Raw genomic sequence first — 25,927 nt, 5'->3', positions numbered from 1 at the left:
AGTCTATGGAGAAGGCATCAGAAGATCATTTTGATTTAGTATCGTCACATCATATTTTCATGATGGCATCGAAGTTCTATGAGCCCATTCGAGCCGGGCGACACGGTTAGGAGGCTCAGCGCGCGCCTCAAGATGCGGCACTTGATCCTGTTGCTTGAGATCGAGAAGCATGGTTCGCTGACGCGTGCGGCTGAGCACACGGCGAGCAGCCAGCCCGCGGTCACGAATGCCCTGGCTGATCTGGAAGGCATGTTCGGGGGCTCCTTGTTTGATCGCTCGGCGCGCGGCATGGTGCCGACTGCTTTGGGAAGGGTCGTCCTTGCTAGGGCACGAGCCATGGTCCATGACCTCGATCATCTTGTGCGCGACATGGAAACAGTCGCGTCAGGGCGAGCGGCTCACCTTCATATTGGTGTGGTTGCCTTCATCTCCGGTCAATTGCTTTCGGCTGCAATCCAGCGCACGTCTCCCGATGGATCCCAACGACTAACCGTTACGATTCATGAAGGCACGAGTGACCAGTTGCTTCGGCAGTTGCGTGACCATACCCTCGACATCGTCATAGGCCGGGCCTCCGCTGCGGTGGACCTGGAGCAGATGACCTTTGAGGTTCTCTATCGTCAGCAACCACGACTGATTGCGAGTCGACGGCTGGCTGCTCGGTTGGGTCGAATTCGCCTGGATTGGCACATGCTGGCAGATCTGGACTGGGTACTTGGCGCGCCCCACACGCCAATGCGAGACCAGGTTGCAGATATCTTTCTTTCGCACGGTCTCAGGCCTCCGTCGCCCATTGTGGAGAGCTATTCGTCCAAACTGATTGGTGAGATGGTCGGAGCAAATGAGCGCGCGGTGTCCATCGTGCCTGCAGACATCGCGGAGGAACTGGTGCGCACGACGGGCGTCGTGATCGTGCCGTACTCCTTCGACTGGACGCTGCCACCCATTGCCATGTTCACACGGGCACAAGGGCTCCAACGCGCAGCCGAACAGCTGTTTGCCGGATCTTTGCGCGAGATCTGCCTGCAAGATTCAGAGCCCAAAAGGAAGCAGCGCGGCGTTGAGTCGAGTTGATGGTGTGCGGCACGGGAACGATAGAACGGACCAGTCACACCCAAGGCTTCGCTGCCGGAAGTGCGTTGAGTGAGCCCCTGATTCGGGGTCAATTGGGCGCCGAACGAAGGGGGCGGCTACGGTCTTCATTGATACCAACCCCGGAATGCTGCTATTTAGCCCGTTGCATAATTTTTCCCATGATTAGGAAAGTCTCATGACGGCAGCAATCGATGATGCTGAAATTCCGCTTGCTAGCAGCAAGGTCCAATATCAGACATTGCTTAAGGAGGACGGGTGCTGGGTCTCGAAGACCACTGTGTTCCCCGGTGGCGAAACGCAGTGGCATCACCACTCGAATGTCAGCGATCGGCTCATGGTGGTGCGCGGGTTGCTAACGGTAGAGGTGAAGCGTGGCGAGAAGGTATACAAACTCGAGGCAAATGAGTACTACGCGATTCCCGCAGGGGTTCTCCATCATGTCAAGAACGAAACCAGCGATTTGGTCGAGTACATCATGGTGCAATCAGGCGGCGAGCGCGACATCGTGTTGGAAGGGACTTCATCTTCCGCTTAGGTGAAGTGAACGGCCGCGTACAGCCAGCGCTGACAGGCAATGTCTGCGGCGTGCTGCCGATCTTGGCCGCGATCAAGGCCACCGCTGTTCACTGCGATTCGTACTCGCCTCGCTGCTCGAACCCCTGCGGTTCAGCTAGTCGCGGCGTGTCGTGGTTTCAGCTTTTCGCACCTTCAGCATCGTCCTCTTAGTGGCGGTAAGGACTTCGTCCGCCAGCGCACAGTTCGACTTGGCCACCGCGCGCGATACGGCGATTGCACCGATCTTGGCCGCGACAGTCGAGACTGCGAGCCGCCGGCGTTTGACTGGCGTTAGCGCGTCACCCAGTGAAACTTCCAGAATCTTCACGACTTGCTCGAAGGCGTCTGCAAAGTTGGCACTGACGGCCTCTCCTTGCCGCGCAACCTCGCTGGCGGACGCCGTCATGGGGCAACCCACCGCTATCCCGTCGCGGGCATCAAGCGAAAGCAGGTCGTCCAGATGCTCCTCGAATGTGGGCTGGCGTTCGCGCTTTGCTCCTTGGGCGGCTGCCAGATTGGCATTGAAACCATGCGAGAAAGCCTCGGCCGCGAGTGCTTCCTTGGATGGGAAGTGCGCATAAAGCGCACCGTGTGTCAGTCCTGCCGCCCTCGCCACTTCAGCAACGCCGACGCCATCGATCCCACGCTCCCTGAATAGCCGACTTGCCGCCTGAAGAAGCGACACGCGGTTCTCCACCGCCCTCTCTTTCGGTACACGCATTCGAAGCACTCCTGGTCTGGGATTCTCAGTTTAGTTGCAATCGCCATTAATACAATATACATTGTGACCGCAATCATAAATTTCCCGAGCTTCTAGCGCGAGGCTTGGGGCACACGACTTCCATCGCGCCACTACAAAGGAATGACATGCGATACAAGGTTTTTGGCGAGCACACCGGGCTTCGAGTCTCCGAGCTCGTCCTCGGCACAGCGAACTTCGGCACGCGCTGAGGCGGTCATGGCGCGGAGCGCGATGAAGCGCGCCGGATCCTGGATGCCTATGCAGAGGCCGGAGGAAACTTCATCGATACCGCGAACGGCTATCAGGAGGGCCAGTCCGAAGAGGTGCTGGGTGAACTGCTGACCGGACGTCGCAATGAATTCGTGCTTGCCACAAAATTCGCCGTCAAGACGGACGCTGGCTCCGGCATTCTTGCCACCGGCAACAGCCGGCAGGCCATGGTCACCTCAGTCGAAGCCAGCCTGCGGCGACTCAAGACGGATCGCATCGACATGTATTGGGCGCATGTCGATGATGGCGTCACTCCGCTCGAGGAGATCGTGCGGGGCTTCGACGACCTGGTCCGCGCCGGCAAGATCCTGTACGCGGGCTTGTCGAACTTCCCAGCTTGGCGAGTCGCACGGGCCGCCACCATCGCCGAACTGCGCGGTGCCATTCCCATTGCAGGCTTGCAGGTCGAGCACAGCCTGGTTCAACGCGCGACCGAGCAGGAGCTTCTCCCCGTCAGCCGGGCGCTGGGTCTTGGGGTGGTTGCCTTCTCGCCCCTCGGCGGCGGCCTGCTCACGGGCAAATATCGTGAGCGCAATCGCGAGAAGGGGCGGGACGAGGCATGGGCGGGTGCAGGGTTCCAGCCGGAAAACTCTGCCCAGCGCAGCGCGATCCTCGACACTTTGATCGTTGTCGCGGACGAGATTGGCGTGACTCCCGGCGAGGTCGCCATTGCCTGGGTCGCCAGCAAGGGAGCGCTGCCAATCATCGGCCCACGAACCCTGTTGCAGCTCCAAGCCAATCTCGCCGCAGCCGAGGTGAGGCTGTCGGTCGAGCAGGCTGCGATTCTCGACGACGTCAGCGCGATTCCGATGGTCTATCCCCACACGGTGCTCAACGACCCGCGGATTCGGGATCTCATCACCGGCGGGATGGACGCTCGCATCGACGCGCCCGCGGAATCAGTGGCGTGAGAAAGAGGGGAAGTGATCACAACTGAATGCTTGGTGGCCAAGCCGTAAGCACTTCAAACCCCTCGGGTGTCACAGCGACCATGTGTTCCCACTGGGCGGACAAAGACCTGTCCTTCGTCACGACTGTCCACCCGTCGGCCAGTTGCCTGGTTTCGCGTTTGCCCGCGTTGAGCATCGGCTCGATGGTGAAGACCATCCCGGGTTCCAGCTTGAGCCCTTGCCCGCGCTGTCCGTAGTGCAGCACGTCGGGTTTCTCGTGGTAGACCTGCCCGATGCCGTGCCCGCAGTATTCGCGCACCACGCTGAAGTGCTCCCGGTGAGCGACCGACTGGATGGCATGGCCAATATCGCCGAGAGTCGCTCCAGGCTTGACCTGCCGGATTCCCGCCAGCATGGCTTCGTACGTCGTCTCCACCAGGCGCCGCGCCAACACACTGGGGGCCCCGACGAAGTACATGCGACTGGTGTCGCCGAACCAGCCATCCTTGATGACGGCGACATCGATGTTGACGATGTCGCCCTTCTGCAGAATCCGGTCGGGCGAGGGAATGCCGTGACAAACAACCTGGTTGACGGAGGTCAGGATGGTTTTCGGATATCCGAGATACCCCACGTTGGCTGGAATGGCGCCCTGGACGTTCACGATGTAGTCGTGGCAGATTCGGTCGAGCGTCTCCGTGCTCACCCCTGGTACCACGTAGGGCTCGACCATGCTGAGGACCGCTGCAGCAAGCCCGCCGGCCCGCCGCGCCTTCCCGATGTCCTCGGCGGACTTGATGGAAATGCCGTGGGCCACTAGTGTTTTCCGGTGGAGGATGCGCGGGGTTTGCCCAGTTGGGCCGTGACAGCCCCGGCGATATCCAGGCCCCCCGCCAGTTCAGCACGTATCAGCAGTTGGCAGATTTCTCTGTGGTCCAACTCCGGGTGCATCTCGGTCAGCATGCCGACTCGCATCCAATGCTCTGCTTGTGCATTGATAGACCTGCTGAGAGCGTTCCCCGCTACTCGCAGGTTCTCGTGCATCAGGTCTGAAATTTTTACGATACCCATCAGTGACTCATATACGAAACGATAGCGAAGTATATATGTTTCGTATACGTCTCGCCGTTCGTCGAGTAGTTGGACTCGATGAGCCCTAAAGCAGTCGACCACTTGACGTCATCCAACTAGTAGGTAGACTACTGGACATGGATTCAACAGAAATCTCTCCCAGGGCAGCCGAGATCGCAACATGTGCCCGGTCGCTCCTAGCAGTGCGCGGGTACAACGGCTTCAGCTACGCCGACATTTCGGCGGCAGTACACATCAGCAAGGCCAGCATCCACCACCACTTCCCCAGCAAGGCCGAACTGGTGCGAACCGTCCTTCAACGGCACCGCGAGCAAGGCCGTGAGGGCTTGGCAGCGCTGGAAAAACAGGTGACAGATCCACTAGCCCGGCTTCGCGCATACACCGGGTACTGGGAGGGCTGCATTCGCGACGCGTCGTCACCGTTCTGCATCTTCGCAATGCTTGGTTCGGAGTTGGCTGCGATTCCCGACGAAGTGGCCGTCGAAGTTCGGGGCCATTTTTCGGACTTGGCCGCATGGCTGACGGCGACCTTGAAAGAGGGCGCCGAAAAGGGGGTCTTCCGGTTGCGTACGACTCCGCAGGCAGAGGCGGAGGCGCTGATGGCCGCCGTCCACGGTGGCATGCTGGCAGCCCGAGTGCATGGCGACCCAGAGGCGTTTGCCACGGTTGTCCAGCAGGGTGTGAGGCAGTTGGTGCCAGATCGTCGGCATTGAGGTCGATAGCCTTCGGCCTTTACCCCTTCATTTAGCTGCGGTCTCTATCAACTAGTAGATAGAGATTGCTGGCTTTCTCTTGCTTCGAAAGAACAGTGGCGCAGCTTTCGATGCCTTTTCAATGACGCGCCCTTTAATCCGCGACCTCGCGTCGCATAGGAAATGACAATGCAATTCTCTAAAGCCTCCAAGCTTCTCGCCATCGCGGTGACCACCACGCTGCTCGCCGTCAACGTCTCTTCGCCGGCTTTCGCCGGACCGGCTGACCAGGTACGCGTTCGCGGCACCGTCGTCTCCTTGAATGGAGATCAACTTCAGGTGAATTCTCGAGAAGGCAAGCCCGTCACCGTGACGCTCAAGGCTGGGTGGAAGGTCTCGGCGGTAGCGAAGGCGAGCATCGGCGACATCAAGCCCGGTGATTACGTGGGCATTGCGTCTCTGCCCAAGGCGCAAGGCGGCGATGGCGCCTTGGAAGTGCTGATCCTGCCGCCGCAACTCAAAGGCATGGGCGAAGGCAGCTTTGGGTGGGACCTGAAGCCCAACAGCACCATGACGAACGCGACCGTCGCCGATGCCGTCAAGTCGGTCAGTGGCAGCACCGTGACTGTCAACTATCACGGCCAGGAGAAGAAGATCTCGATCCCCGATGGCACGCCGGTCGTCACCCTCGCGCCGGCCACGCCTGAAGACGTCAAGCCGGGCGCCGTGGTCTTTGTCTCCACCGAAAAAGGCACCGACGGCAGCCTGTCTGCCGGCCAGGTGGTTGTTGGCAAGAACGGTGTCGTCCCCCCGATGTAAGGAGCGCGTCCTGGCCAGTTCTCCCGGCTGGCCAGCAAGGATCATTCATGACCATTTCGAGTCCTAGCCCTGTGACGACGCCACCTGCGGCGCGTCGACAACTCATTCGACGGCATTCGGCAACCGTGCGCATCACCCACTGGCTGAACGTGGCGTGCCTCTCGTTCCTGCTGATGAGCGGGTTGCAGATCTTCAATGCGCATCCGCGCCTGTACTGGGGACAGTACGGTGCCGATGCGGACCCAGCCTTCATCGCAATAGGTGCGACGCCCAGTGGCGATACGCTGCAGGGCTTCCTTCAGATCGGCCCGGTCAGCGTTCGCACCACAGGGTTTCTCGGCGTCTCCGAGGAAGGCGATGGCGCCACTTCACGAGCCTTCCCGGCCTGGATGACCATCCCGTCGTACCACGACCTCGGCGCCGGCCGGCACTGGCATCTGTTCTTCGCCTGGCTGCTTGTTTTCAACGGCTTGATCTACCTGACGCACGGGCTGTGGAGCGGGCATTTTCGCCGCGACTTTCTTCCGAGTGTGGGTCAACTGACGGCCCGCCATTTGTGGCACGAGGTTCTTGACCATGCGCGGCTGCGCTTTGCTCGCGGCGAAGCGGCGCGACGCTACAACGTCCTGCAGAAGCTCAGCTACTTGGTGGTCGTGTTCGGACTGCTTCCACTGATGGTGTTGACCGGGTTGACGATGTCGCCCGGGCTCGACGCCACATTTCACTTCCTGCCCGATTTGTTCGGCGGACGCCCTTCCGCGCGCACGCTGCACTTCATCAGCGCGTTCCTGCTGGTCCTGTTCGTCGTAGTCCATGTGGTGATGGTGATCGTGTCGGGACTGTGGAACAACCTGCGGTCCATGCTCAGTGGCCGTTACGTGATCAATGACGAAGGAGTCTCTCCATGACACTGCAATCTTCGCGCCGCAGGTTCTTGACCGGAATTGCGTCAGGGGCAGGAGCGCTTGCCCTCGCTGGCTGCGACCGCCTGGTCCAGAACGCCGATGTGGATGCCGTACTGCGCGACACTGAAAGGCTGACGATGGCGACCCAGCGTGCGCTGCTGCCTCGCCAGCGACTGGCGCGCGAATACGCCGAGGCCGACCTGTCGCCAGTCTTCCGGGCCAATGGCACCCAGATGCCCGACTCAGAGGAGTATGCGCATCTGCTCGAGCATGAGTTTGTCGACTGGCGTCTGCAGGTGGACGGCTTGGTGCAACGCCCTCAAAGCCTCTCGCTCGCTGAGCTGAAACGCTTTCCTTCCCGCACCCAGATCACGCGCCACGATTGCGTCGAAGGCTGGAGCGCCATCGGCAAATGGCAAGGGGTTCCACTGGCACACGTGCTCGATGCCGCCGGCCTCAAGCCAGGAGCGCGCTATGTGGTGCTGCATTGCGCCGACGAACTGGAGAAGACTCTCGACGGCAGTGGCCGCTACTACGAGAGCATCGACCTGCTCGACGCCTACCACCCGCAGACGATCCTTGCGTATGGCATGAATGGAAAGGCGCTGCCGGTTGCGCATGGAGCGCCGCTGCGACTGCGAGTCGAGCGGCAGCTAGGCTACAAGCAAGCGAAATACCTGATGCGCATCGAAGTCGTCGACGCATTCGGCGCACTGTTTGGCGGCAAGGGCGGCTACTGGGAGGACCGGGGCTACGAGTGGTACGCCGGCATCTGATCATCGGGACATCGGTGACTCGTCTCAAAACGACGCTTGAGCGTCACACCGCATGCCCGGCTCGAATCGCGTTGCTGACCGGCACCCTATGTATCGAGCTTGATAGCAACATCCTTGACGACCCGGGCCCACTTGCTGCGTTCGTTGCGCATGAACGTCTCGAACTCCTGCGGTTTCATCGGCGACGGGTCGAAAGCCTGGGCGATGAGTTTGCTCACGACCTCCGGATCGGAGAGCACCTTGACGCACGCCGCGTTCAGCCGGTCGATGACCGCCTTCGGCGTCGCAGCCGGTGCCACGAGCCCGTACCAGTTGTTCGACACGAAGCCCTTCACGCCGGCTTCGGCGATCGTGGGCACTGAAGGCAGGGTGGCCGAACGCTTCATCGTGGTGACGCCGAGGGCTCGCAACTTGCCTCCCTGGATTTGAGGAATGGCGGTCACGCCGCTGGAGAACGACATGTCGACTTCGCCGCTCAGGATCGCAGTCATCAACGACCCGCCGCTCTTGTAAGGCACGTGGAGCATCTTGGTGCCCGTCAGCAGGGCGAACATCTCGCCGGCCAGATGCCCTGCCGTCCCGATGCCCGACGAGCCGTAGCTGAGGCTCCCGGTTTTGGCGACTTCGATCACCTGCTTGACGTCCATCAGCTTCGACTGTGCGGGCACCACGAGGACGTTGCTGGAATCCACTGCGTTCGTGATCGCGGCGAAGTCCTTGTCGGGGTCGAAGCCGAGACGCTCCTTGTAGAGCGCAGGGTTGATGGCCAGCGCGGCGATCGTGCCCATCATGACGGTGTAGCCATCCGGCTTCGCCGCTGCCACGTACTGCGCCGCCACGTTGCCGCCCACGCCAGGCTTGTTCTCGACGACGATGGCCTGGCCGAGTTCCTTGGACAGATACGGCCCGATGACGCGAGCGATCACGTCGGCGCCGCCGCCAGGCGTGAAGCCCACCACCATCTTGATGGGGCGATCGGGGTATGTGTCTTGCGCCAGGGAGAGGCTCGCCAAGGGGGCGAGGGCCAGACCCGACAGGATGTCGCGGCGGTTCAACATTACGCGACCTCCGCAACGAGAGCTGAGTTCTTCTTGTGTGCGGCTATGCGCGCACAGAAATGGAACGCCTTGGCGATGGCGCCTTCGTTCGCTTTACCTTGGCCGACGATGTCATAGGCGGTGCCGTGAGCCGGCGTGGTGTAGGTGGTCTTCAGACCGCCGGTGATCGTGACGCCTTCGAAGAATCCCAGCAGCTTGGTCGCGATCTGCCCCTGGTCGTGGTACATGATGACCACGGCGTCGAACTCCTTCCGGACGGCCTTGAGGAACACGGTGTCCGATGGCAGGGGGCCTTGCGTCGGCAGTCCCTGCTCCGCCAGCTTCTTCAGAGTGGGCGCAATGATCTTCAATTCCTCGTCACCGAACAGGCCCGATTCGCCGCCATGGGGATTGAGGGCTGCGACACCGATGCGGGGAGATGAGGTGCCGAAGGCCTGCAGCGTGCTGTGTGCGAGCGTGACCGCTCCCTTGATGCGTTCCGGTGTCACCAGGTCGACGGCGCGGCGAAGACTCACGTGCGACGTCACCCGAAACGTGACGAACTGCGAGATGACATTGATCTCGCCGTAGTAGCCCTCGTGCTTGTTCCAATGCGCGAACAGTTCGTGCTCGTCGTTGAACTTGAAGCCCCCCCGGTTCAGCGCCGCCTTGTTGAGTGGCGCAAAGCAGATTCCGTCCAGCTGGCCTTCGAGAACCCGCTCCGTCATCCATCCGAGCGTCTCGCCTGCGAGCCGGCCGGCGTCTGCCGACAGGGCGCCGCGCGTGAACGCCGCAGGGTCCGTGTCGCCACGATCGATCATGGGGATGCTGCCGTCGTTCCAGTCGATGTCCGAGAGACTGTCCACCACCTTGACGTTGAGCGTCTTGCCGGCATCGGCCATGCCGAGATCGAGCACGCGCTTGTCGCCGACGATCACGACGCGGGCCTGTGCGTGCGTATCGGCACGGCTGAGAAGCTTGACCGCGATCTCGGGGCCGATGCCTGTGACGTCGCCGAGCATGAGGCCGATGGTGGGTTTTTCTGTCATGGGGTCTCCTGATTTGAATGCCCGCAGTATTGCGGCCAGACTCCAAACTGGCAATTGACTGAATCTCATGTTATTACTAACATGAATTCAGTAATGATCGATCGCAACGACTTGAACCTGGTCCTTTCCGTGCGCAACCATGGCCGGATCGCGGCAGCTGCGGAACATCTCGGCGTGACGGCGGCCGCGGTCACCAAACGATTGGCAGCCATCGAGAAGCGGCTGGGCGTCAAGTTGTTCCACCGCACCACCCGCCGCATGAGCCCCTCCGACGAAGGGGAGCTCTGCGTGGCGCTGGCGGCTGAATTGCTCGAACGCTTCGAGGATCTCGAAGCGCAGGTGACGGCCCGCAGCCAGCGGCCTACCGGCCAGATCCGGCTCGTGGCCAATGCCGGGTTCGGCCGTGTTCACCTGGCCCCGCAGATCGCGGCCTTCCACGCGGCCTACCCGGAGATTTCGGTCGAGCTGCACCTGTCGAATCTGCTGCCCGATCTCCTGGCCGAGGGATTCGATGCCGCGATCTGGCTCTGGGAGCCGACCAGCACGCAGTGGGTGGTGTCCAAGCTGGCACCCAACCATCGTCTGGTCGTGGCTGCGCCGTCCTATCTGAAGCGTCACGGCCATCCCCAGACGCCCGACGACCTCTCCCACCATGAATGCATCGCGATGGCCCAGCGCGATGTGTTCGACAGGATGTGGCGACTTCAACGCCTCGACCGACGCGGCGGCCGCGATCGCGTGATCGAAGTGAAGATCAGCGGGAGCTTGCGCAGCAATTCAGGCGAGATCGTGCGCGACTGGGCCGTATCCGGCAGCGGCATCGCGCTGCGTCCACTGTGGGATGTGACGGATCTGCTGCGCAGCGGCAAGTTGGTGAACGTTCTTCCGAACTACGCGCAGCTTGAATCCGATGTCCAGTGGATCGCTCCGTTTCGCTCCCATTTGCCGCGCCGCGTGACGTTGCTCCGACAGTGGCTGCAGGACGCATTCGCCACGCCTTCGTGGGGCGATTGAGCCTTCTGGGGCGGGTCGGTTCTCAAGGCACGAGCACGACCTTGCCGCGCGTGCGGCGCGACTCGATGGCCGCATGCGCCGCGGCCGCCTGGTCGAAGCTGAAGCGTTCCGCGGGCAATAGCTTGAGCGCGCCACTGGCGGCGCGTTCGAACAGCCCCGCAACATCTGCCGTCAACGTCTCGGGCTTGAGCAGCGGCAGCAACGCGAAGCCGCGCAGCGACTGGTTCCGCTCGAACATGGCCTCCAATTGCGGGGGCATCAGCTCGAAGCGGTTCAGCGCCGCGAACATCAGTTCGCCGCCATCCGCGAGCGCATCGAGCGCGTCCGCGGTGAAAGGGCCGCCCACGGTGTCGTAGACGATGTCGACGCTGCCGCCGGATTCGCGCAGGCGCGTGGCCCAGCCTGGCCGCGTGTGGTCGACACCGGCATGCGCACCGACCTCCATGGCCGCTTCGATCTTCACGGACGAGCCAGCGACTGCGACGATGCGTCGTGCGCCGGCGGCCGCAGCCAGTTGCACCAGCAACGACCCCACGCCGCCGGCGGCGGCGCTGATCAGCACCGTCTTGCCCGAGGGCCGGCTCTGTTGCACGAGATGCCATGCGGCGAGACCCTGGATCATCAAGGCCGTGGCGTCCTCGAAGGCGAGACCATCGGGCAGCCGGATCACCGACGCCGCCTCGGCCACGACGTACTCGGCGTAGCCGCCTGAGGGCCGTCCCAACGCGAACAGCGGCACAGCCACGCGCGCGCCGATCCATCCGGCATCGACGCCCGGCCCCACCGCGTCGACCTCGCCGGCCACCTCGACACCGGGCACCACGGGCAGCTCCGGTGAGGGCGGATAGCGTTCCTGCCGGACCAGCGTCTCGAAGAAGTTCACGCCTGCCGCCCGGACCCGGACACGCAACGCGCCGGACGGCAGGGCAGGCACGGGGAGCGTCACCTGGTGCAAGACCTCGGGGCCGCCGAAACGGTTGAACTGGACTGCTTTCATTGTCGTGGTCATGGAATTCCGTGGGGTGCTGAACGAGCGGCGGATTCTTCAGTACATTCGCGGAGACGAATACCCACTCTTTGGTGGCTTACTTACCTTCAGGTGTCCATGGCTGAAACGATCAAGAGGCTGCCGAGCCTTCCGGCAGAGCGTGCACTCAAAGTGATCTCGGGGCGCTGGAAGGCTGTGATCCTGTACCACCTGTTCGACCGGCCCAAGCGCCTCTCCCAACTGGCTCGTCTGATTCCGGCCGTGAGTCAGAAGGTGCTTGTGCAGCAACTGCGCGAGATGGAGGAGCACGGTCTGGTGACCCGTGAAGTGTTTCGCGAGGTGCCGCCGCGCGTGACGTACTCGGCCACCGCGCTCGGACTCAGCCTCGAGCCGGTGCTGCTGGCGTTGTGCGAATGGGGTCAGCACCACGCGAGCGCACTGGACGAGCTTGATCAAACGGCAGATTGCATCATCCGGCCAAGATCCCCGGGTCGTTCGCGGTCTGATCGCGCTGAAAGTCACCCTTGAGCTGAGAGCTCAATCAGGGCGACCTGGCTATCCGACTCGCCCAAGTAGATGCGGTCAGCTGCGACCACGGGGTCCGGATTCAACAGCGAGGCGACCATCGCCACGAGCGACAGTGCGCTCGTCGACCAAAACAGGCAGCGCGAAGAGAGTTTCATGGCCATGCTGCGGTGGGGTGGGTCGCGCCGGTGCGCGATATCAATGTCCTGGAATTTAGGCGTCCGCCGCGGTTTGGCGAAGTACGCAGTGCACGGGGTCGATGTGACTTGGGTCACTGCCCTGGTTTCCGGCGGGCCACCGGGTTTGGTGTACTGAAGTCAACACGGTGCATCCATCAGCATGCCTACCGCTTGCAGACTCTCGCGCCTACCATCAGGATCCGCCATCGCGGTCCTCGCCACCGAGTAGCCCGGCGCCGTTCGGTGCCCCCGAAGGAAACGACCATGAAGATTGCCATCGCAGCCATCCTTGCATCCGCGGTGGCATGCGTCACGTCACCGGCGGCGCACGGGCAGGACGCGGGGCTGGATCCCGGCACCGGCCTGCCGGTGTCGCAGCCTTTCGATTTCCCCGAACTCGGGGTGGTCGCGCCGTTCTGGTCGAAGCGTGTGGCCGGCTACTTCACGACCGCCGACGGGGTCGAGCTGCGTTACACCGTGCTCCTGCCCAAGGGATCGGGCAGGTTCCCCGTTGTCTTGAGCATCAACGGGTACGACGCCGGCTCGATCGGAGGCTCGCCCTATCTGAAATACAAGACGGCCATGTCGGTCGAACTGGACAAGCTGCTCGTCGAGGCCGGCTACGCGGTGATGGGCGTCAACGCGGCGGGTACGGGCTGCTCCGGGGGGCAGCTCGAGTACACCCGGCCGCAGCTCGGCAGGCATGGCGCCGAAGCTGTCGAATTCGCAGCGTCGCAGGCCTGGTCCGACGGAAGGATCGGGATGGTCAACTGGTCGTACGGCGGGTCTTCCCAACTCGCGACTGCGCAACTCAACCCACCGCATCTCCGGGCCATCGTGCCCGGCATGGCGTTGACGGACTTTCGTGATGCCTTGACCCCCGGTGGTGTGCCGGCGCCCGGATTCATCACGCCCTTTCGGATTTCCTTCCGCTCCTACTGGGAAAAGGTGGTCGCACAGGCCGCAAGGGAGGAGGGCGACGAGCGCTGCCTGAAGCAGGTCGCGAAGAACCTCGAGGCCGAGGACACGAACTCCCTGATGCACCTGTTCCTCTCGCACCCCGTGCGCGACGCCTACATGGACAGCTTCGATCTCGCGCGCCTTGCCGATCGCATCCAGGTGCCCGTGCTGTCGCTCGAAGCCTTCCAGGACCAGGCGATCACGCCTCGCAGCGGCCACTACCAGTCCAGGCTCGATCCGTCCAGGCTGTGGCTCGTCCAGACGAACGGCCGGCACGACATGTACTTCGCCAGGGATTTCCAGGCCATGGCCAAACGGTTCCTCGACCGGTTCGTCAAGGGCGAGGACAACGGATTCGAGCGCGACACGCCACGCACCACCGTATGGATGGAGGCCTTCGAGACGGGTGACAAGACGCTGGAGCGGCGGGTTTCTCCAAAGGCCCGCTGGGTGGTGCGCAAGGGTGCAATCAAGGCCGACGATCTGGTCGTGAAGGAGTTTCACCTCGGCACCGGGAGCCTCCTTGCCGACAAGCCCGCTCCCGGGGCGGCCGATGGATTCGACTACCCAGGTGCCGGCGTGGCCGTCAACGACCTCGGAGGAGCCACGCTGTGGGGCCCGTTGCCCGCCGACTGGACTAAGACGAGCGTTGCCTACACCTCGGCACCACTCGGTCAGGACATGATGGTCTACGGGCCGGGCAGCGCCGACCTCTGGGTCGCGGCCAATGGCGGGGACGCCGACATCCAGGTGACCGTCACCGAACTGCGACCCGACGGCCTGGAGACCTATGTGCAGCGCGGCTGGCTGCGCCTGTCGAACCGTGCGCTCGACACCGCACGCTCGACCCCGCTGCTACCGGTGCATGTCGATCGGCCCGAGCAGTCCATGCCTCTGTTCCCGGGACGCCCGGTCTTCGCGCGTGTCGAGATCAACAAGATGGGGCACTACTTTCGCAAGGGTTCGCGTCTGCGGATCTGGATCGACACGCCGGCTCAGACGGGTGGCCTCCAGTTCGACACGTTCGCGCAGCGGCAGCGCGTCCACGTGCTGCACAACGCGAGCTACGACTCGCTGGTGCGATTCGGCGTCCTGAAGGATGTCAAAGGGCCGGAGGCCTACCCCGAGTGCGGCCGGACCCTTTTGCAGCCGTGCCGGCCGGATCCGTTGGCGAGCAACTGAGCGGGGCGCATTCCGATGGAGTACAAGCCAGCCTTCGACGGGGTTCGCGCGCTGTCCGTCGTCGCTGTCGTCTTCTTCCACTGCGGCGTCCCGGGCGCGGGCGGCGGATTCGTCGGATTGGACATGTTCTTCGTCCTGTCCGGCTACCTCATCACATCGCTGCTCGCGACGGAATACCGCAGCGGAGGCATCCAGATCGGTCGCTTCTACGCCCGGCGAGCCCTGCGGCTCTTCCCGACGCTGCTGCTGGTGCTGGCGGCCTACGTGGTGTTGGCTCCCGTTCTCTGGCCGTCGGACGATCGATGGTTGTCTGCCGCGCTCGCCGGGTTCTACCTGTACGACTATGCGCTGGCCTTCTGGCAACTACCCTACACGGTCGGCCACACATGGTCGCTGGGGGTCGAGGAGAAGTTCTACCTGCTGTGGCCTCTCCTGCTTCCATTGCTGCTGCGAACGCAGCGTCCGATCGCCTGGCTCCTGGCGGCATTCGTGGCGGTGACCGCGTGGCGCTACTACGTGGCCATGAGGTGGGCATGGCCGCAAGCCTACTTCTGCTTCGACACGCGCATGAGCGGGATCGTGCTCGGAGCGATTGCCGCGCTGAGCGGGTTCAAGGTGTCCCGGTATGCAGTCATCGTTGCTTCCTTGGCGCTTGCGGTCCTTGTAGCGCTCCCGTCACTGCCGACGAGCTACCAGACGGAAGCGGTGACCTTGCGCATCACGTTGGCGGAACTCGCCGCCTTCGTGATCGTGTGCCATGCCGCGGAGCACGCGAAGTCCACTTTCCTGGCTTCACGCCCCATGGTCTACATCGGCAGGTTGTCCTATGGCATCTACCTCTGGCATTTTCCTTTCGCGCTGCTGGTACGCGACTCCCAGCCGCTGTGGATCACGCTGGGCTCGACGATTGTTTTTTCGTTCACGATGGCGGCGATCTGCCTGCATCTGGTGGACGTCCCCATCAAGAATTGGCGCCAGAGGGCATGGCCGCTGCTGGATCCGAAGCGCCGCGCGACCGATGCCGGAAACCGCAGCAATGTTGAAGATGCGGGTGGTGAAATGATCTCGACGACTTCAGGACCTCCCTATGAAGCAGCCCATGAGGCGAGCCGAACACACATCCATCATGCGTGAAGAGGGCAACAAGCCATCCGACGTCCGCTGGCACTTCGGGTCTTTCCTGGTGTGGGAGACGCAGCGCCGGCTGGAACGCTCGGGACAGGCGGTGCGGCTGGGGCCGCGTTCTTTCGATCTCCTGCTGCAACTGCTCCAGCGAGCCGGGGAGTTCGTGAGCAAGGACGAACTGCTCTCCTCGGTCTGGGCCGGCGTGGTGGTCGAGGAGGCCAGCGTGCGCGTGCACATGTCCACGCTCCGCAAGGCCTTGGGCGAACCGGACGATGGCGACGGTTGCGAGGAATGGATCACCAATGTTCCTCTGCGGGGCTATCGGTTCAACGGCCGGGTCCGGCAAGAGGCGTTCGATCCGTCGACCCGAGGCGGGGCCCGGACGGTTTCCCTTTCGTTCACGAAATTGCCCGTGCGACTGACCGAACTCGTCGGCCGTGAAGCCGACGTGGAAGCCGTTCTCGCGTCGCTCGACACCCATCGGCTGGTCACGATCGTCGGCACGGGCGGCATCGGCAAGACCAGCGTCGCGATCCGGGCCGCGGAATGCCATCAACTGAAGCACGGCACCGAGATCGCCTTCGTCGATCTCGCCCCCTTGATTTCGCAGGATCACGTGCTCAGCACCCTTGCACGGTCGCTGGGCGCGCCGGCCGATATGCCCGACGTCGTCCAGGCCATCCATCGGTGCCTGATGGGCCGGGACGTGCTTGTGCTGATCGACAACTGCGAGCACGTGGTGGACACGCTCGCGTTGCAGGTCACCGGCCTGCTGACGGCCTTGCCCGACCTGCGCATCCTGGCGACCAGCCGCGAGGCGCTGCGTGTGACGGGAGAGTTCGTCCTCCGGTTGTCGCCTCTGGCGGTTCCCGATGCAGAGTCCATCACGCTCGCGCAGGCGATGCGCTGGCCCGCGGTCAAGCTGCTCGTCGAGCGCGCCAGGGCGGCGGGTGCAGGCGCGTTCGGCGAATCGCATGGTCACGTGCTGGCCCGGATCTCGCGGCAGCTCGATGGCATACCCCTGGCCATCGAACTGGTGGCCGCGCGGCTTGGCGTGCAGTCCGTCGGTGACCTCGCGCTCAGGCTGGACGATCACCTGCGGCCTTCCTCGGTCGGCAACAGGGCAGCGCCAGCGCGGCACAGGACGCTCGGCGCCGCGCTGGACTGGAGCATTGCCCTCCTGAACGAGGATGAACTGCGGCTCTTTCGCCGGCTGTCGGTCTTCCGGGGCCGCTTCGACGTCGAATCCGCCCTCAGCGTCACCGTCGGCGACACGGACGCCGAGGTGGCTTTCGACGCGCTGATTTCGTTGGCCAACAAGTCGCTGGTCTTCTTCGATGGCAACGATCCGATCGCGCCCTATCGCCTGCTGGACACGACGAGAAGCTATGCCGCTGCGCTCCTGGCACAGAGCGATGAACGTCCGGCGTTGCTGGGGCGCCATGCGAGGTTCATGCTCGATCTGATGAAGGCGGCCACGGCAGACTTGCCGAAGCTGACGGAGCAGGCATGGGGCGACCGGTATGCGTACCACCTGGACGATGTGCGCTTCGCGCTCGAAGCCTGCGTGTCAGAGCGGCCCGATGCGAAGACGGCCGCTTCTCTCGTCATTGCCTCCGCGCCGATGTGGTTCCATGTATCGCAGGTCGCGGAATACCGCGACAGGGTGGCGGCTGCCCTTGAACTGGTCGACCGCCAGCCCGAACCGGACACGGAGACGGCGACCTGGCTGAATACCGCCCTCATCAGCGCTCTTCTGCACACGGGAGGGTCGATTGCGGACCTGAACACCGCCTGCGACCGGGCCCTTGCCGGAGCGCTGTCGGTCAAGGTGCGCGTGCTGGAGTTGCAGGCCCGCTGGGGAAAGGCCACGCACGACATGTTTCGCGGCGAGCATTCGCTGGCAATGCAGCAGGCGGAGCAACTGATGGCGGTCGCACAGTCGTGGTCCGACCCGGCGGCCCTCAATCTGTCGCACCGCGTGATGGCGATGGCGAGTCATTTTTGCGGCCGCTTCGACGTGTCGAGGCAGCACAGCGAAGCGGCGATCCGCACGGGCGGCGGCCTTGGCCTCACGCGGGCCAGCATGGTCGGGGTGGACGTCATCGTCGCGGCGAAGGCCATGCTGTGCCGAACGCTCTGGGTGCAGGGGGAAACGGAGCAGGCCCTGGAGACGGCCGGCGACGCCGTGGCGCGTGCAGAAGCGGCCGGGAACGCCGTCTCGCTCTGTGCCGGGCTCTATGGAGCCTGCGCGGTCGCCCTGTGGTCGGGCGAACTGGAGCTTGCCGGCAAATGGGTCTCCATGATGAGGGAAGCCGCGCAGGGCAGGGGGCTGGTGGGATGGCTCCGGTACGCCGAATGGTTCTCCCAGGGAGTGCAGCTCGGCAATGCGCAGAGTCGAAGTCGCTACGTCCGCGAAGTGTCCGATCGGCTCGCAACCTATGACGCGCCGCGCAGGGAGATGCTCGTGACCTTTTGCGTCGACTGGGTCGACGACGAGTCGATCGCGCGCGTCTCGCGCGGAGAAGGCCTGTGGAGTGCGGCGGAAGTCTGGCGTGCGGCCGGCTGGCGCGCCGGACAACGTGGCTCGACCGACGAAGCCGAGGTCTTCTACCTTCGAGCCATCGAGACCTCCCGGCAGCAGGGCGCGATGGGTTGGGAGCTTCGAGCCGCGCTGGACCTCGCGAGGATGTGGGCGAGCATGGGTCGGCCTGAGCAAGCAGCCAGCTTGCTGGACGAGACCTGCGCGCGCGCCGGGCCCGATCGCAGAAGCGCGGCCATGGCGCAGGCTCGCGAGCTGCGCGAGCAGCTCACGCATCGCTGAATCGCTGCAGAGAGGCTCTTGCCATCCTGCGTGGCATTCAGAAGTGCTCGCCCACCAATTCCTCGCTCCGGCGCCACAACAGGCCGGCGATTTCCGGATCGAGTGCATACGAGCGCACACCTTCGGCAAGCGGGCTGACCGGCCGATCGATCACTTCGGACACGTGGCAGTTCTCGCAGTACCGGCCACCCACCTCGGCGGCTGAAGCGACCACACCGGCCCACACCGTGGTTGCCGCACCCTGGGGCACGGTCTTCCACTCGAACGGCGGCTCGCCCCGGGCGACCAGATCGGCACTGATGTGCCGAATGGCCTGGTCCATCGCTTCGTTGCCGATGTGTCGCCCGAGTTCTGTCCTGATGGTGCCGGGATGCACTGCGGTGGCACGAACGCCTCGTGCCGCGTGGCGGCGATCGAATTCGACGGCGAACAGGATGTTGGCGGTCTTGGATCGCGCATACGCGGTTCGGGGCTCGTACGCCGTGCGTTCGAAGTTCAGATCATCCAGCGAGAAGTCCGCCGAGCGATGGGAAGCCGAAGCCACGACCACGACACGGCCGCCGTCCGCGATCAGCGGCTCGATACGGTTGACGAGAACGAAGTGGCCGAGGTGATTGGTCCCCAGTTGCGTCTCGAAGCCATCGAGCGTGCGGCCGGGCGGCGTTGCCATGACGCCCGCATTCGCGATCACGAGATCGAACGGACGCCCGTCGTGGACGAGCGCATCTGCGCAGGCGCGCACGCTGACGAGCGAGGCCAGGTCGAGCGCGACCAGTTCGAGGCTGCCGCCGTGGGCCGCATCGGCACGGACCGGGCCGGTGGCGGCTGCAGCCTTGGGAAGGTCCCGTGCGGTGCCGACGACCTGTGCGCCGTGCGCGGCCAATGACCGCGCCGTTTCTACGCCCAGCCCTGACGACACGCCGGTCACGAGCACTCGTTTTCCCCGAAGGTCGGTGCCTGACAGCACGTCGTCAGCGGTGGACGTCGCGCCAAGTATTCGAGTCATGGTGTTCTTTCATTTACGCGGAAATCGTAGGTGCGGCCCATGGAGCCCGGTAGGTCCGAAACAGGCCTCACACCGTTTCAGGAAGGACACCAATGGCTTGGGTGTCGCCCTTCTTCAGAGACATCTTCAGTTCGAGCGTCGATTCCTTCGGGATGGCCGCGAGGCTCAGGCAGCTTGCGCCAGGCGACGTTCGGAGAAGTAGCGTGCAGGCGGCTTCCCCACGGACTTCCTGAACATGACGATGAACGCGCTGACGGATTCGTAGCCCAGCTTCTCGGCAACCTGCTGCACCGATGCACCCGAGGACATCCATTGCAAGGCCAGGACCAGATGCAGCCGCTGCCGCCAGCGTCCGAAGGACATGCCTGTCTCCGACTGAACGAGGCGAGTCAAGGTCCGTTCGCTCATCGCCAGTCGCGACGCCCATTGCGAAGCGGTGCTGCGATCGGAAGGGTCCTGCATCAGCGCCTCGATCAGCCGGCGCAGGCGGGGTTCATCGGAGACGGGAAGGTGCATCGTCTCCGTGGGCATTCGCACCAGTTGATCCAGCAGTACGGCCCGCAATCGCGTGGCTTCCGCATCGTGTTGCCCGCCTTTCGGCAAGGCAGCGAGATGCAGGATGAGTTCGCGCAGCAATGGATGGATCGCCAACGCACAACAGGTCTTCGGCATCAGCGCGGCGCCGTCCTGGACAAAGAGAAAGCAGACGTTTCCATTGGCGGTGACACGGTTGCTGTGAGGAACGCCGCCGGGTATCCAGAGCCCGCCGTGCGCGGGTGCCATCCATAGCGCGCCGGGCACCTCGCAGGTCACTGCCCCATGCAGCACCATCACCAACTGCCCCTGCCGATGCTGGTGCGTCGCCAGTTCGCCGACGACGGCCTGCGTGCGAATCTGTATGGCAGCGACCGCTGCATCCATCTTGTCGAACTCGAAGCTCCACGGATCGAGACCTTGCGAAGTCATTTTCAGATTGACCGGATCGGGTGATTTTTCGGCGGTCCGTGCAGATTCACATTCGCCCGCAATCCCTAGAGTTGCGCTTCCATTCAGAACCATGTCAGCTCCCATGTCTTCATCGATATCGGCGGTCCGGGCGCAGCGTCCGGCGCTTCTCATTGCCGGAATTCTGTTGATCGCCGCAAGCCTGCGCGCACCCATCACAGCACTCGGACCACTGCTCGACCTCGTTCGCGACAGCTTTGCGCTCAATGCTTCGCAGGCGGGATTGCTGACCACGCTGCCGCTTCTCGCGTTCGCCATCGTCTCGCCGGTCGCGGCTTCCATCGCGCACAGGCATGGGCTGGAAAGAACGCTCTTCGGCGCATTGGCGCTGCTGATCTGCGGAATCGTGCTGCGGTCTGCCGGCACAGTCTCGGCGCTGTACGTCGGAACCTGCCTGATCGGTGGCGCGATCGCCATCGCCAATGTCTTGCTGCCCAGTCTCCTCAAGCGAGACTTTCCACAACAGGTCGCAAGACTGACCGCCTGCTATGCGCTGGCGATGATTGCCGCTGCGGGCGCGATGTCTGCGGTTGCGGTTCCGCTGGAGCACGCGCTCCGTGCAGGGTGGCAAACGGCGCTGGCCACGGTGGCGTTGCTGCCGCTGGCGGCCGCCATCACCTGGCTGCCCCAGTTGCGCACGCGAACGCTGCCGGGCTCCATGCCATCGACGGGGACCCAGCGGGTTTCGGTGTGGCGTTCGTTGCTTGCCTGGCAGGTGGCCGCCTACCTGGGGCTGACCTGCTTCATCCACTTCGCTGCCATTGCGTGGCTGGCATCGATCCTTCATGACCTGGGTTATTCGACCGCGCGGGCCGGAACGCTCCATGGATGGATGCAACTGGCGGGTGCCGTGCCCGCGCTGCTGATGGTGCCGCTGCTCCAGCGAATGCCTGACCAGCGCTGGCTTGCGTTCGCCTCGCCGGCATTGAGTGCGTGCGCACTGGTGGGACTGATGATGCTCCCTGGCTGGGCGGCGCTCTGGGTGTTCGCTTTCGGGATGGGGATGGGGTCCGCCCTCATCCTGAGCCTCGCCTTTGTCGGGTTGCGTGCGGGCACCCAGAAAGTCGCCGCATCGCTCTCGGGCATGGCGCAGTGCATCGGTTACCTGATGGCGGCCGTCGGGCCTACCTTCGTCGGCTCTCTCCAGGAATCCGCGGGAAACTGGACCGCGCCACTCGCGGCTTGTGCGGCGCTCTGCATCGTGATGTGCATGTTGGGAATGTCCGTGGGGCGGGCGGTTCACATCGGCCGATGACGAGGGGTGCGCGTCACGCCGAGGGCGGAAAGCGCAGGCTGCGGAGATTCACCACAGGCTTTCCAGCAGCGCGTCGAGCTTGGCCGTGGCGCCGGCGCCAAGGTCTGCAACCTCGTTGGGGTAGTTCTTCTTCAGGAGCATGGCAACCTCAGGCAGCCTGGCCTTGTCGAGGTCGAATGCGCCGACCCGGTCGGGCAGGCCCAGAGACTTCACTACGCCGGAGATCCTGCCGGCTAGTTGCGTTGCGGCATCGTCCTCTCCGGGCCGTGCGGAAAAGATGTCGAGCTTGTCGCCATAGAAATCCGCGCAAGCCCGAATGACTGGCGCAAGGGTGATGCAGGAGGTCGCGCTGTGCGGCAGCCCGAAGCTGCCGCCAAGGATGTGCCCGATCCGGTGGCTGAGTCCGTAGATGACCGATGCGGGCGAGAAATAGCATTGCCACGCGGCCAACTGGAGTTGCAGGAGGTCGCTGGTGGTCACCAGGCCCTTGTCGATCGCCTCGCGGGTCTGCATTGCCTTGGGCCACTTCTCGAGAACCTTGAGGAATCGAGCGACACCGCTGGCGGCCATGATCGCGTGCGGATGCTCCCGGGTGACCTTGCGCATTCCTTCGACCGCGTGGTCCATGCCCTTGATGGCCGAAGACAGGAGCAGCGCGCGCGGCGTGTCGAGCACGAGCACCGGGTCGATCACGACGACCTTCGGGACGGTCTCCCGGACGGCGTAGCTGCGCTTGAACTTCTGCGCGCCGTCCGTCTCGGTGATGCCGAAGTAGTGGGAGAACTCGGAGCCGGACAGCGTCGTGGGCAATGCCGCGATGGGAAGAAAGCGCCCGGTCTTCTCATGGTGCAGATGGGACACCGCCTTGGCGGCGTCGAGCACGGAGCCGCCGCCGAGGGCAATGATGGAGTCTGCCCCTGCACCGAGGCATGCGTCGAGCCCTTTCTGGACGGCGGTGTCGGGGGCGTGTGCAGGCAACTCGGTGAACGTTCCGGCACCGTGCTTCAGGTTCGGCTGCACGTGGGTCTGATTCAGCTTCGTCAACGCCTCGACCGTGAAGGTGATCGCTCGTCCCATCTGGTAGTCCCCGAGCCTCGAGACCGTGCTTTGCAGGATGTGCTCGCCCCAGAAGACGCCGTCTTGCGGCAAGCAGTTGTATTGGTTCATTTGGATCTATCTTTTCGATGACGGGATCGAAAAGATAGATCGACGATCCCGCCCTCACAAGCCGTCGCAGCTCAGACGCAGCGTCCATGGGGGTGGACGATCGAAGCCGGGGGAAGGCTACGGCCGATCGAATGCCGTGATGACGGGAATCTCGACGGCCAGGAAGTCGACCAGCGAGCGCACGGCCGGAAGCAGACCTGTGCGGAAGGGAATCAGCGCGGACATGCGCGCATCCGCCGCGACCCAGTCCGGCAACAGCTGCTGCAAGCCGCCGGCTTGCAGTTCCGATCTGCAGATATAGCCCGGCAGTGCGGCGATGCCGAGGTTTGCGCATGCCGCTTCCTTGAGCGCGACCATGTTGTTGCTCTGGAACCTGGGGTCGATGGGCATGACGATCTCCTCGCCGTCAGGTCCTTGCAGTTGCCACTGCAGGGGTCCGTTGCGCACCATCGAGATGGTGGCATGTTGCGCAAGATCCTCCGGGCGCTCGGGCACGCCCATCTGCTCCAGGTACTTGGGGCCCGCGAAGAGATACCAGGGAACGTGGGCGATGGCCCGCTGCACCAGCGTGGAATCCTGCAGCGGCGTGGTGTGACCGCGAATCGCCAGGTCGAATCCCTCGCCCACGATGTCCACGTAGCGATCGGTCGCGATCTCGATGATGCGGACCTTCGGGTGTCGGTTGAGGAAGATGGGCAGAAGATCCCGAAGCGCGAACTGCGCGATCTCGACGGCCGTGGTCAACCGGATCACGCCGCTGGGCTCCGTCAGCCTCTGCCGGACCGCCTCTTCGGCGGCCTCCGCGCTCTGGAGCGTCGCGATGGCGTATTGATAGAACTCCTTGCCGATGTCGGTCATGCCGAACTGACGAGAAGTCCTGTTGAGAAGGCGAACGCCCAGGGACGCTTCGAGCTCCTGGACACGGTGACTCAATGTCGACTTCGGCAGCCGAAGACTCGCGCCGGCGGCGGTGAAGCCTCCGCGGTCCACGACCTGCACGAAATAGTAGACATCCTTCAGATCCAGCATGTGAAGCCTGATGAAACGTGATGCATGGCTGCAGCATGATGCCCGAAGGGCGGGGCGGTCGATGGGCCGCCCGACGTGCCGGTGCGGTTCAGGAGACGGCCTCGAGCGCGCGTGCGCCTGCGCCTGCCAGTGCCTGGGCGACCGAAGCGACGCGTCGACCCTGGAAGTTCGCCACGGCGAGATGATCCGCGTCGGGCATCACGGAATCCAGTTGGGAGACATGGGTCGCGCCGTAGGGCGTACCGGCCTTGAACATCGCGGGATCGGCATATCCCAGCGGCACGATGATCAGGCCGAGGTGGGCCATGGGCCCGTAGATTGACAGGAGCGTGGCCTCGTTGCCGCCGTGCCTGGAGGAGGTCGATCCGAACACCGACCCGACCTTGCCGTTGAGCTTGCCCTGGAACCAGAGGCCGCCGAGCCCGTCGATGTAGGCCTTCAGTTCGGCAGAGATCGAACCGAAGCGCGTCGGCGTTCCGAAGACGATGGCGTCCGCCCATTCGGCATCGGCTTCCGTCGGGGCTTCGTACTTCGCGTTCATCTCGGTGGCCCGCTCCGACCAGCCGGGCGATTGCCGCATGACGTCCTGGCCGACGAACTCCCGGGCTCGACGAAGCCGGACTTCGGCGCCCTCGGCAAGGGCACCTTCAGCGACGGCCTTGGCCAAAAGCTCGGTGGAACTGTTGCGGGAATAGAAAGCGATGAGAACCTTGGGTTGTGACATGGGATACGTGTGCGTGCGTTGCGTTGCTATGCGGCGAGCGCCGCGGTGACGAAATTCAGACCGCGATCGGCTCCAGGCGGCCGAGCAGTTCCTGCTTGCGCTCGCGCAGCCACGGCGGGAGCTGGAACTCCGCGCCGAAGTGGCCGGGCTCCTCGTCGATGGCGAAGCCGATGTCGGTCGTGGCCGCCTCGAACATCACCCCGCCGGGCATCTTGAAATACATCGAGCGGAAGTAGTTGCGATTGACCGATTCGGACGTGTCGATGTGCCCCATCGACATCAGCCTGTCCTTGATGATCATTTGCTGTTCGACGTTGTCCACGGCGAAGGCCACGTGGTGGATCGTGCCTTCGCCGTAGATGGACGATCCCTGCAGGCGATCGGGTTCATGAAGGAATTCGACGACGGTGCCGGGTGCCCCGTCGGCGGTCTCGAATCGGTGGTAGGGGCCGGACTCGCCGGCGTAGCGGAACTCCAGCGCGTCTTGCATGAAGATGATGGACTCCGCCACTTCGCGCAGGGACAGGGTGATGCTGTGCACTCCGCGGATTGCGAACGCCTCGGGGATGTCGCTGGCAGAGCAAGCAGGGCGCATGTCCCGGTCTGACGCGACGAGATCGAACTCGATGCCGCAGGGATGCTGGAAACGCTGCCGCCGTTCGTCGAAGCGCTCGACCACGTCCTTGTCGAAGGCGATGCCCTTGGCGCTGAAGCGCTCGCGCCAGAAGTCCAGGGAGCCCTGAGGCACGGAGTAGTTGATCACCTTGATCTGGCCCGAGCCGCGTCGCCCCTTCACGCCCTTCTGCTTGAAGGGAAAGGATGTCACCAGGGTGCCGGCGTCGCCCTCGGGGTTGCCGTAGTAGAGGTGATAGACGGGCTCGTCGCCGTCGAGGAGCACGGTCTTCTTGACGAGACTCTGCCCCAGCAGCTTGACGTAGAAATCGACATCCTCCTGAGCGCCGCTGACGCAAGCGGTCAGATGGTGGAAGCCTTTGATGAGCGACATGTGAATATCCTTTGAA

Annotated in this window: 25 protein-coding genes and 1 pseudogene; 13 read left to right on the top strand and 13 right to left on the bottom strand. The window is 63.7% G+C overall.

What is annotated here, in order from left to right:
• Positions 1-78 precede the first annotated feature (78 nt).
• Both QTH90_RS10510 and QTH90_RS10505 read left to right on the top strand, forming a co-directional pair.
• Entirely contained in the window at positions 79-1,074 is a 996-nt protein-coding gene (locus tag QTH90_RS10510; RefSeq protein WP_286664397.1) for a LysR family transcriptional regulator, read from the top strand.
• A gap of 196 nt (positions 1,075-1,270) precedes the next feature.
• Positions 1,271-1,630, top strand: coding sequence for a cupin domain-containing protein (locus QTH90_RS10505; RefSeq protein ID WP_286664396.1), 360 nt, complete (start codon positions 1,271-1,273; stop codon positions 1,628-1,630).
• A gap of 135 nt (positions 1,631-1,765) precedes the next feature.
• Here QTH90_RS10505 and QTH90_RS10500 read toward each other — a convergent pair whose 3' ends face one another.
• Positions 1,766-2,371 (bottom strand): TetR/AcrR family transcriptional regulator, encoded by a 606-nt coding sequence (locus QTH90_RS10500; protein WP_286664395.1) that lies wholly within the window; start codon positions 2,369-2,371, stop codon positions 1,766-1,768.
• Between the two features lie 146 nt (positions 2,372-2,517).
• Between QTH90_RS10500 and QTH90_RS10495 the strand changes: the two are divergent.
• Positions 2,518-3,573, top strand: a pseudogene (locus QTH90_RS10495) (aldo/keto reductase).
• A 16-nt stretch (positions 3,574-3,589) separates the two neighbouring features.
• On the opposite strand, the gene map reads toward QTH90_RS10495, so the two are convergent.
• Positions 3,590-4,369 carry a type I methionyl aminopeptidase gene (gene map, locus QTH90_RS10490; RefSeq protein ID WP_286664394.1) on the bottom strand — a complete coding sequence of 260 codons (780 nt, stop codon included), beginning with the start codon at positions 4,367-4,369 and terminating at the stop codon, positions 3,590-3,592.
• On the bottom strand, positions 4,369-4,623 hold the full coding sequence (locus QTH90_RS10485; RefSeq protein ID WP_286664393.1) for a ParD-like family protein: 255 nt from the start codon (positions 4,621-4,623) through the stop codon (positions 4,369-4,371). Before QTH90_RS10485 ends, map begins: the two co-directional genes overlap by 1 nt.
• A 137-nt stretch (positions 4,624-4,760) precedes the next feature.
• Here QTH90_RS10485 and QTH90_RS10480 point away from each other — a divergent pair, with 137 nt between their 5' ends.
• The 4 genes from QTH90_RS10480 to QTH90_RS10465 all read left to right on the top strand — a co-directional run bounded on the left by QTH90_RS10480 (position 4,761) and on the right by QTH90_RS10465 (position 7,836).
• On the top strand, positions 4,761-5,357 hold the full coding sequence (locus QTH90_RS10480; protein WP_286664392.1) for a TetR/AcrR family transcriptional regulator: 597 nt from the start codon (positions 4,761-4,763) through the stop codon (positions 5,355-5,357).
• Positions 5,358-5,564: 207 nt separating this feature from the next.
• A complete protein-coding gene (locus QTH90_RS10475; RefSeq protein ID WP_286664391.1) occupies positions 5,565-6,155 on the top strand; it encodes a hypothetical protein in 591 nt (196 codons plus the stop codon).
• Between the two features lie 47 nt (positions 6,156-6,202).
• A complete protein-coding gene (locus QTH90_RS10470; RefSeq protein ID WP_286664390.1) occupies positions 6,203-7,063 on the top strand; it encodes a cytochrome b/b6 domain-containing protein in 861 nt (286 codons plus the stop codon).
• Positions 7,060-7,836: a molybdopterin-binding protein gene (locus QTH90_RS10465; RefSeq protein WP_286664389.1), complete on the top strand. Its 777-nt coding sequence runs from the start codon at positions 7,060-7,062 to the stop codon at positions 7,834-7,836. Before QTH90_RS10470 ends, QTH90_RS10465 begins: the two co-directional genes overlap by 4 nt.
• Before the next feature lie 86 nt (positions 7,837-7,922).
• On the opposite strand, the gene QTH90_RS10460 is transcribed toward QTH90_RS10465, so the two are convergent.
• Together QTH90_RS10460 and QTH90_RS10455 are read right to left on the bottom strand one after the other, a co-directional pair.
• Positions 7,923-8,894 carry a Bug family tripartite tricarboxylate transporter substrate binding protein gene (locus tag QTH90_RS10460; protein WP_286664388.1) on the bottom strand — a complete coding sequence of 324 codons (972 nt, stop codon included), beginning with the start codon at positions 8,892-8,894 and terminating at the stop codon, positions 7,923-7,925.
• Positions 8,894-9,922, bottom strand: a complete 1,029-nt coding sequence (locus tag QTH90_RS10455) for a PdxA family dehydrogenase (RefSeq protein WP_286664387.1) — start codon at positions 9,920-9,922, stop codon at positions 8,894-8,896. Before QTH90_RS10455 ends, QTH90_RS10460 begins: the two co-directional genes overlap by 1 nt.
• 93 nt (positions 9,923-10,015) lie before the next feature.
• Here QTH90_RS10455 and QTH90_RS10450 point away from each other — a divergent pair, with 93 nt between their 5' ends.
• Positions 10,016-10,936 carry a LysR family transcriptional regulator gene (locus QTH90_RS10450; protein WP_286664386.1) on the top strand — a complete coding sequence of 307 codons (921 nt, stop codon included), beginning with the start codon at positions 10,016-10,018 and terminating at the stop codon, positions 10,934-10,936.
• 22 nt (positions 10,937-10,958) lie between these two features.
• On the opposite strand, the gene QTH90_RS10445 is transcribed toward QTH90_RS10450, so the two are convergent.
• A complete protein-coding gene (locus QTH90_RS10445; protein ID WP_286664385.1) occupies positions 10,959-11,945 on the bottom strand; it encodes a quinone oxidoreductase family protein in 987 nt (328 codons plus the stop codon).
• Positions 11,946-12,041: 96 nt separating this feature from the next.
• On the opposite strand from QTH90_RS10445, the gene QTH90_RS10440 reads away from it, so the two are divergent.
• Complete coding sequence (locus QTH90_RS10440; RefSeq protein ID WP_286664384.1) at positions 12,042-12,452, top strand: winged helix-turn-helix transcriptional regulator; 411 nt, start codon at positions 12,042-12,044, stop codon at positions 12,450-12,452.
• Here the strand turns inward: QTH90_RS10440 and QTH90_RS10435 are convergent.
• Positions 12,443-12,607: a hypothetical protein gene (locus QTH90_RS10435; RefSeq protein WP_286664383.1), complete on the bottom strand. Its 165-nt coding sequence runs from the start codon at positions 12,605-12,607 to the stop codon at positions 12,443-12,445. The two genes, QTH90_RS10440 and QTH90_RS10435, sit on opposite strands and share 10 nt — an antisense overlap.
• A 285-nt stretch (positions 12,608-12,892) precedes the next feature.
• Here QTH90_RS10435 and QTH90_RS10430 point away from each other — a divergent pair, with 285 nt between their 5' ends.
• The 3 genes from QTH90_RS10430 to QTH90_RS10420 are packed head-to-tail and all read left to right on the top strand — an operon-like array spanning position 12,893 to position 18,719.
• Entirely contained in the window at positions 12,893-14,770 is a 1,878-nt protein-coding gene (locus QTH90_RS10430) for a CocE/NonD family hydrolase (RefSeq protein WP_286664382.1), read from the top strand.
• Between the two features lie 15 nt (positions 14,771-14,785).
• On the top strand, positions 14,786-15,904 hold the full coding sequence (locus QTH90_RS10425; RefSeq protein ID WP_286664381.1) for an acyltransferase family protein: 1,119 nt from the start codon (positions 14,786-14,788) through the stop codon (positions 15,902-15,904).
• Positions 15,870-18,719, top strand: a complete 2,850-nt coding sequence (locus QTH90_RS10420; RefSeq protein ID WP_286664380.1) for an ATP-binding protein — start codon at positions 15,870-15,872, stop codon at positions 18,717-18,719. The genes QTH90_RS10425 and QTH90_RS10420 overlap by 35 nt, the downstream gene beginning before the upstream one ends.
• Positions 18,720-18,756: 37 nt before the next feature.
• Here the strand turns inward: QTH90_RS10420 and QTH90_RS10415 are convergent, their stop codons facing one another.
• Together QTH90_RS10415 and QTH90_RS10410 are read right to left on the bottom strand one after the other, a co-directional pair.
• Positions 18,757-19,725 (bottom strand): SDR family NAD(P)-dependent oxidoreductase, encoded by a 969-nt coding sequence (locus QTH90_RS10415; RefSeq protein WP_286664379.1) that lies wholly within the window; start codon positions 19,723-19,725, stop codon positions 18,757-18,759.
• A 165-nt stretch (positions 19,726-19,890) separates the two neighbouring features.
• Positions 19,891-20,646: an AraC family transcriptional regulator gene (locus tag QTH90_RS10410; protein ID WP_286664523.1), complete on the bottom strand. Its 756-nt coding sequence runs from the start codon at positions 20,644-20,646 to the stop codon at positions 19,891-19,893.
• Positions 20,647-20,857: 211 nt separating this feature from the next.
• Between QTH90_RS10410 and QTH90_RS10405 the strand changes: the two genes are divergently transcribed.
• The gene (locus QTH90_RS10405) at positions 20,858-21,985 is read left to right on the top strand and encodes an MFS transporter (protein ID WP_286664378.1); all 1,128 of its coding nucleotides are present in this window, start codon (positions 20,858-20,860) and stop codon (positions 21,983-21,985) included.
• Between the two features lie 48 nt (positions 21,986-22,033).
• Here the strand turns inward: QTH90_RS10405 and QTH90_RS10400 are convergent, their stop codons facing one another.
• The 4 genes from QTH90_RS10400 to QTH90_RS10385 form a co-directional block, all read right to left on the bottom strand.
• Positions 22,034-23,152, bottom strand: a complete 1,119-nt coding sequence (locus QTH90_RS10400) for an iron-containing alcohol dehydrogenase (protein WP_286664377.1) — start codon at positions 23,150-23,152, stop codon at positions 22,034-22,036.
• A 117-nt stretch (positions 23,153-23,269) separates the two neighbouring features.
• Positions 23,270-24,181, bottom strand: a complete 912-nt coding sequence (locus QTH90_RS10395; RefSeq protein ID WP_286664376.1) for a LysR substrate-binding domain-containing protein — start codon at positions 24,179-24,181, stop codon at positions 23,270-23,272.
• A gap of 88 nt (positions 24,182-24,269) precedes the next feature.
• Positions 24,270-24,905, bottom strand: coding sequence for an NAD(P)H:quinone oxidoreductase (gene wrbA, locus QTH90_RS10390; protein ID WP_286664375.1), 636 nt, complete (start codon positions 24,903-24,905; stop codon positions 24,270-24,272).
• Positions 24,906-24,960: 55 nt separating this feature from the next.
• Complete coding sequence (locus tag QTH90_RS10385) at positions 24,961-25,911, bottom strand: ring-cleaving dioxygenase (protein WP_286664374.1); 951 nt, start codon at positions 25,909-25,911, stop codon at positions 24,961-24,963.
• Between the last annotated feature and the right edge of the window lie 16 nt (positions 25,912-25,927).

The sequence above is a fragment of the Variovorax flavidus genome (assembly GCF_030317145.1).
In the GTDB taxonomy this organism is placed as follows: domain Bacteria; phylum Pseudomonadota; class Gammaproteobacteria; order Burkholderiales; family Burkholderiaceae_C; genus Variovorax; species Variovorax flavidus.
Note: the sequence above shows the minus strand (reverse complement) of the source record. Positions and strands in the feature narration are given on the sequence as shown.